This is a genomic window from Kluyvera sp. Awk 3 (assembly GCF_028069715.1).
Taxonomy (GTDB): domain Bacteria; phylum Pseudomonadota; class Gammaproteobacteria; order Enterobacterales; family Enterobacteriaceae; genus Kluyvera; species Kluyvera georgiana_A.
Window position 1 is genome coordinate 87,156 of record NZ_JANEWH010000002.1, and the last position, 7,011, is coordinate 94,166.

A 7,011-nucleotide genomic window follows, 5' to 3' on the forward strand; every position below is an offset into this window, starting at 1 on the left:
TTGGTACAGGCCTTTAGTTAACGGGCAGTGCCTCAAACACCAGCGTTTCCAGCGGTTGCAAGGTAATCACCGTCGCGTTTTTATACTCAACGGGCACGGTTTTGTTACTGCCGTATACCGCTTTCAGACTAAACTGCGCCGCGTCTCCTGCCGGTATTTCGAAATCTTTCGCTAAATCCAGATAGTAGGTTTGTGGCTTATCCGACGGGTTGCGCAAACCGAGAATGGCTTTGTCTTTGCTCCAGGAGGCCCAGCCGTACACCGCAAGCGCCGTCGGGTCGCCGCCAATCCAGTGGGTATCAACCAGCACGCTGGCGTTTTCCTTCGACCATTTTGCTGCCTTCGCCAGCGTGTCCCACTTCACCTTGTTCAGCATCGACGGGGTAATATACAGCTCCTGCAGCTGGGTGCCGGTCGCGAAGTAGCTCCAGACCTGATCGGCAAAATCGCTGTCCGTTTGCACCTTCTCTAGCCCGTAATAGGCATTCGCGGCGCTGACTATCCCGTGGTACATCAGCGAGTTCAGCGGGAACAGCGGGCCTTTACGGACAATGGAACGGTACGTCTCGGCATCGCGGTAGGTCATCCACTGCTGTACCGGCGTGCCAGGACCATACAGGTTGATGTCATCTCCCTGACGCCAGATTGAATCGGCGTAGAACAGCCAGGACGGGCTGGCGTCGGTGCCGGTGGTCAGGTTGATAAACAGATTCGGGTTTGCGCTACGCATATTGTGCAGCAGGGCGATTGACGCATCGAAATCTGAGGCGAACGAGCTGCCTTTGATATGTGAACTGGCGTTACCCATCCCGTCGAGCTTAAACGAGGTGATGTGCTCGTTTTTGATAAGCTTGATGATCTGCTCATTGAAGTTTTTAAAGTAGTTCGCTCCCGACAGCGCCAGCTTGCCGTCCACGGTTTCGAACCCATACTCTTTTGCATGCGAAACGCGAACGTCGCGCGGTTTGTTGTAGCCGCCCCACGGAGAAAGCCATAGCCCAACGGAGCTGTGCAGGCTGTCGGCTTTCTCTCGGACTTTGCTAAAACCGTTGCTGAATGCCGGGCCAAATAGCCAACGTCCGGTCAGATCGTCCCAGCCATCGTCCAGCAGGAAAGCGTCTAAGGTCACACCGCGGCCCGTAATGAGCTCCTTGTTCCATTCGTCCATACGCCCCAGCACATCCTGTTCGGTGTAGGGAGTGAAAAAGCCGATATCCATCCAGCTGTTGTAGTGCAGATAAGGCTTGTAGGGCCGTGGACGTACGTCATTAATAAACTGGTTCACGCTGCGGCGCAGCTGGCTGGTCTCCGGGAACGTGCCGAACCAGGTGGTAAAACTGACCGGGGCCTCTGGTTGAATCGGTGTTTTCAGTTCTACGTTGAGATTGGTTGTAGCTTCATAGGCGTAGGTATTGACGATCGGTTTATCCGGCAGGATAAAGAACGAGTCGGCAACGATCGGTGAGCTATTGATTGCGCCATCTACGTAAGGAGCCTGGGACTGCTTTTTGGTTGGGAAGAAGGTGATTTTAGCCACGTCGCGCGGCTGCCCAACGGCGGCAATGGTGTAGCCGATGTTGGCGTATTTTCCCTTCACCAGGTTCAGCTTCACCGTGACGTTAAAATCCGGGTGCGTAAAGTCGATGACAATCGCGTTGTCCTGCTTTTCAACGTGCTTGATTTTGAAATCGGCGGTGTGGATTTTGCTCTCATCCGGTAGCGTCAGAAAGAACAACTCCTGCGGCGTGAGCGGATGGTTAGCCCTGTTGTCCTTCACCACGACCGTTGAGTTGGTATCATCGAATGAGAGAGCAATATTGTCGTTATTGAGGGCGTAGTTTGCTGCCACTGCGCCATGAGAAACACAAAGAGCCAGCAGTGAGAGAGTGAGCGCTTTCTTCATTGGGGTAAGGTCCTTATTTGTTATTTTTCAGCATTCGGTTAATGGACTGCTCCAGCCAGTAGCGCTGGGTGCCAAAATTAATCCGCAGGTAGTTTTCGCCGTTTTGTACATAGTGGCTGCCGTCTTCTATGACCACGCCCGCCTGTTGTGCGAAATGTTGGGTTAGCTGCGTTGCGCTACGGTCATCCGCGCTCACGTCTATCCACGCCAGATACGACGATTCCGGATTCATCATCTTCCACGCCGGGAAGTGGGTCTGGATGGCATCCGCCAGATAGCGGGCGTTGCCTTGCAGATAACCGTTCAGCGCGTCGAGCCATGGCAGACCGTGTTGATAGGCCAGAATAATTCCCCATACCCCGAACATATTGGGCGAGGTAATCGAGTTCTTCTCAAGCTGCTGGCGGAAGCGCTGGCGCAACAAGTCGTTGGGAATCATGGAGTAGGAGGTTTTCAGGCCACCCAGATTGAACGCCTTGTTGGGTGACGTGAGCACGATCAGGTTGTCCTGTGCGGCACAGCCAGAAGTGAGGCAACTGACGAATTTGCCATCCAGAATGTGCTCGGCGTGAACCTCATCGACCACCAGAATTGTGCCGTAGCGTTGACAGAGATCGGACACCTGACGTATCTCTTCCGCGCGCCAGATCCTGCCGGACGGGTTATGCGGCGAGCAGAAGAACCACAGCGTTGGACGGTGGGTTTTGAGCTGTTCTTCTATCAGATTAAAATCAAGCTGATAGCGGTTGTCCTCCACGCGTAGCGGGTTAGCAAGTACTTGCACGCCTTGGCGCTGTGCCGCCATCGCAAAAGGATCGTAGACCGGCGTGTTCATCATCACGCTGTCACCCGGTTTGCAGAACGCCTGAACCGTGTAGTGCAGCGTGGAGACGGTGCCGTAGGTTAGCGTGATCCACGACTTTTCTACCTCAACCTGATGACGTTTGCGCTGGAAGCCGATAACCGCGTCGTAGAATTCGTCAAAGCACCAGGTATAGCCAAAGGTGCCGTGCTCCACGATGCGCCGGAAGCCGTCAATCACCGCAGGCGGCGAGGTGAAATCCATATCGGCTATCCACAGGGGGATAAAGGACTGCGGGACGTCACCGAAACGCGAGCACACAAAGGCATGGTCCCATTTACGGCACTTATCACTTTGGCGCTCGATGATTTTGTCGAAATCAAACATCACTCCCCCTGTTAAATTAAGGCTTCAATGCCGGTTTTGACGCTCTGTACCTGCGGGCCGATGATCACCTGTACGCTGTGAGCATCAAGCACCACCACCGACAACGCGCCGGCCGCTTTCAGCGCCTGCTGATCGATGAGGCCCATATCTTTCACCACCAGACGCAAGCGGGTAATACAGTTATCAAGCGACTCAATGTTCTCTTTACCGCCGAGTGCACGCAGGATAAGCCCATGATCGTATTTTGATTTTCCACGCGCGCGGGTGTTAGCCTCGACGGCTTGCTGCGCCCCCTGAGCATCCACCTCGCGGCCCGGCGTTTTGATGTCGTGTTTGAGGATGTACCAGCGGAAGACAAAGAAGTAGATGGCAAACCAGGCAATACCGACCGGGAACAGCAGATACCATTTGGTCGACATTCCCTGCATCACGCCGAAGATCAGCAGATCCAGAATGCCGCCATCGGTATTGCCAATGGTCACCCCCAACAGGGCCATCACCATCAGCGCCAGGCCAGACATGACGATATGGAAGGCGTAAAGCGCGGGGGCGATAAACAGGAACAGGAACTCAATCGGCTCTGAAATACCGGTGACGACGGAAACCAGCACGCCGGAAAGCAGCAACCCCTTAATGACCGGCCGATTTTCCGGACGCGCGGTGCGGTAGATGGCGTAAGCCACGGCGGGTAAACCGAAGATAAAGGTCGGCATAAACCCTTGTGACAGAAACGCGGTGACGTGCGGGCTAAACGGCAGGCCGGCTTTAAGCTCTGCGTAGAAGATATTCAGCGCCCCGGCGACCTCATGGCCATTCACCATTTCAATGCCGCCTGCGGGGGTAAAACGCACCATCGCCAGCAAGATGTGGTGCAGACCAAAAGGTTTCAGCAGCAGCACACCCACGCCGTAGAGGAAGGGGCCGAAAACGCTGGTGCTCTGGATGATATGACCAATACCCGCGATACCCAGCGCGACGTATTCCCACAGAAGAGGAATGAACAGACCCACCAGCGACAGGGTAAGAGCGGTCATAATCGGCACAAAACGAATGCCGCTAAAGAACGCGAAGGCGTCGTGCAGAACCGTGTCCTGAAAACGCTCGTGCAGAAAATAGGTGATAACCCCAACCACAATGCCGCCCAGTACACCCATCTCCAGGGTTTGAATGCCCAGCACGATCGATTGTCCCACCTGTTTCATGGTGGCGGGGTCGGCAAGCTGGTGGGTGGCCGTCAGGTAATAGTTAATGCTCATATTCATCAGCATGTAGCCAACGAACCCGGCAAAGGCGGCGACCGCCTTGTTGCGCTTGGCAAGCCCCATGGGGATCGCCATGGCAAACATCAGCGGCAGATAGGTAAATGCAAAGCCACCGACCATGGCGATGAAGCCAAAGGTCAACTGCGTAAATTCGCCGCCCAGAAAGGGAAAACTCGTAATGGTGGAAGGGCTGGTCACTGAACTACCGATACCCAGCAGCAATCCCATAAAGGCAAGAAGTGAAACCGGGAACATAAAGGTTTTTCCCAGACTTTGGAAAAACTCCCATGATTTTGACTTAAAAGATTTTTTTTGTGTCATGTAGGGACCCTCGGATTTTTAGGATAATGGAAGGCGCTACCCGGTTTAAGGACGCGCCTTCATATTTGCGAGGCTTATAGTTATTTTGAGATATTGCTGTAATACGCTGTCGGATCAGGCCTCCGCCGGTAGCCGTAACCGATTCGCTGAGCCGCAGACGGCGATTTTGCTTCTGACCACTTCTTTCATGGCGTCCATGCCAACCCGCATGTAAAAGCGCGGGTCATTGCCCTGCGGATTTTCAGCAAACCAGGCTTTGACGGCGTCAGAGAAGGCGATCTTCAACTCGGTTGCGACGTTGACTTTGCAGATGCCCAACTCGATGGTGCGGCGAACATATTCATCCGGCACATCGCTTGCGCCATGCAGCACCAGCGGCACCGTCACCACTTCCCGGATTTCCGCCAGCCGCTGGAAGTCGATTTTTGGCCGTTTGGTATAGAGACCATGTGCCGTGCCGATAGCCACGGCAAGGCTGTCAACACCGGTCAACTCAACAAAGCGTTTCGCCTCCTGCGGGTCGGTGAGAAAGGCGCTTTCCGCGTCGACGCTCATGTCGTCTTCTACCCCGCCCAGGCGGCCCAGTTCGGCCTCAACGCTGCAATCGTTGAGGTGGCAGAAATCGACCACCGATTTCACCAGCTTCACGTTTTGTTCAAACGGATAGTGGCTGCCATCGATCATCGCGCTGCGTACGCCGGCGTGAACCTTACGGCGAATGTCATCCAACGATTCGTGATGATCGAGATGCAGCGCCAGCGGCATGTCGTAAGTGAGCGAATACGCGCTGCACAGGGCGTAGATCTCTTCCAGGGCAATGTGTTTAAACGTGCCGGGAGTCCCCGCGAGGATCACCGGCGAGCGCATTTCGCTGCACACCTCGAGGATCGCCTGGATCGTTTCGGCGTTGTGGATGTTAAACGCCGGTACGGCGTAGCCGTTGGCCTGCGCATCCTGCAGAAGGTATTTCGTTGAGATAATGCTCATAAGAAGATCCTCTTAAGCCTGCCACGGATGAATAATCACGCCTTGCACAACACGATTGACCGTGCCGCTGGCAGAGGGGGTATCTGGGGTATTGCCAACACGAATCGACTGAGTCAGCGCAAAGACCTGGGCGTACATCAGGAAACAGAACGCCTGTTCCATGTCGATAAACGAACGGGAAGGGGGCAGCAGAATATGCGGGCCTGCTTCGATGATGGCATCCGTTTCCGCGGCAATCGCGACCACGCGCATTGCCTGACGATCGCGGCGCAGTTCCGCCAGCAGATCCAGGTCGTACTGGCGCGTGTAAGAGTGGCTGGAGATGAACACCACGATAAGCGTTTCGTTATCGACCAGTGATTTTGGTCCGTGGCGGAAACCGGTTGGCGAGTCGTAGAAGGCCGCCAGTTTGCCGGCGGTTAGCTCCAGCACCTTCAGCGCAGACTCACGCGCGATACCTTGTAATCCGCCGCTGCCCAGATAGACGACGCGTTTCCAGGCGCCGTCGCCAAAGACACCCTGGCTAAAATCGCCGAGTGAGTCGAGGATCGCCTGGCTGCGATCGGCCACGTCCCGGAAGGTCTGGCTGTTGATGATCTCCGGCGCGAATACCGCCAGGCAGCTTGCCATCATGGTGGTAATGCTGCTGGTCATGGCAAAGCCGCGATCGTGCGTTTCGGCCGGCATCAGCAGGGCGAAAGCGTTATCGCTGTCGACCAGATTTTGGTACAGGCTGCCCGCTTCGTTACAGGTAATTGACAGGTGGTAGCACTCAGGAACGAACTGGTTGGCCAGCTCAACGGCAGCCACGCTCTCCGGGCTGTTGCCCGAGCGGGCAAATGAAACCAGCAGCAGCGGGTGTGCCGGGTTCAGATAGTCCATTGGATTGGTGACGAGGTCGGTGGTGGGTACGGCGCTGATATTTTTCCCCGTGTGGCGGGAAAGCCATGGGGCGATGGTTTCGCCAATAAATGCCGACGTTCCGGCCCCGGTCAGTACGATGCGCAGATCGGTTTTGCGTAACAGCGGTGTCAGAAAAGCATCAATGGTCGATCGGATCGCATCAATATTTTTCAGTGAACGGATCCAACTCGCAGGCTGCTGGCGGATCTCTTCCTCTGTCCAGGTACCGGTTGTCGAGGCGGCGGAGATATAGGTTTCTGGCATAACGTAAGTCCTTAGTCTTGTAAATTCCACATCAGACGCTGGCAATAGGTCGCTATCTTTCGTTTCGTTTCACTTGTTCACTTTATCGGTTAATTAAAATCTATAGAAAAGAAATCGAAAGTTCAATGATCGAATGGGAAATAAAACGAAAATTATGATCTTAAGAGGGGTGTTTTATTTAT

5 protein-coding genes are annotated in these 7,011 nt (G+C 54.7%); all 5 read right to left on the reverse strand.

The window, feature by feature from the left end; all coding sequences use genetic code 11:
* Positions 1–13: 13 nt before the first annotated feature.
* A complete protein-coding gene (locus NNN71_RS01250; protein WP_271457701.1) occupies positions 14–1,903 on the reverse strand; it encodes an enterotoxin in 1,890 nt (629 codons plus the stop codon).
* Positions 1,904–1,916: 13 nt separating this feature from the next.
* Positions 1,917–3,092: a MalY/PatB family protein gene (locus NNN71_RS01255; RefSeq protein ID WP_271457702.1), complete on the reverse strand. Its 1,176-nt coding sequence runs from the start codon at positions 3,090–3,092 to the stop codon at positions 1,917–1,919.
* An 11-nt stretch (positions 3,093–3,103) separates the two neighbouring features.
* Positions 3,104–4,675, reverse strand: a complete 1,572-nt coding sequence (gene malX, locus NNN71_RS01260) for a maltose/glucose-specific PTS transporter subunit IIBC (protein WP_249022707.1) — start codon at positions 4,673–4,675, stop codon at positions 3,104–3,106.
* 114 nt (positions 4,676–4,789) lie between these two features.
* Positions 4,790–5,662, reverse strand: a complete 873-nt coding sequence (gene kbaY / locus NNN71_RS01265) for a tagatose-bisphosphate aldolase subunit KbaY (protein WP_106927162.1) — start codon at positions 5,660–5,662, stop codon at positions 4,790–4,792.
* Between the two features lie 12 nt (positions 5,663–5,674).
* The gene (locus NNN71_RS01270) at positions 5,675–6,829 is read right to left on the reverse strand and encodes an AgaS family sugar isomerase (protein WP_167574972.1); all 1,155 of its coding nucleotides are present in this window, start codon (positions 6,827–6,829) and stop codon (positions 5,675–5,677) included.
* Between the last annotated feature and the right edge of the window lie 182 nt (positions 6,830–7,011).

What these genes read in the sequence shown, in the direction of transcription:
- malX (WP_249022707.1), bottom strand. Translation starts at nt 4,675, where the DNA reads ATGACACAAAAAAAATCTTTTAAGTCAAAATCATGGGAGTTTTTCCAA.
- NNN71_RS01250 (WP_271457701.1), bottom strand. Translation starts at nt 1,903, where the DNA reads ATGAAGAAAGCGCTCACTCTCTCACTGCTGGCTCTTTGTGTTTCTCAT.
- kbaY (WP_106927162.1), bottom strand. Translation starts at nt 5,662, where the DNA reads ATGAGCATTATCTCAACGAAATACCTTCTGCAGGATGCGCAGGCCAAC.
- NNN71_RS01270 (WP_167574972.1), bottom strand. Translation starts at nt 6,829, where the DNA reads ATGCCAGAAACCTATATCTCCGCCGCCTCGACAACCGGTACCTGGACA.
- NNN71_RS01255 (WP_271457702.1), bottom strand. Translation starts at nt 3,092, where the DNA reads ATGTTTGATTTCGACAAAATCATCGAGCGCCAAAGTGATAAGTGCCGT.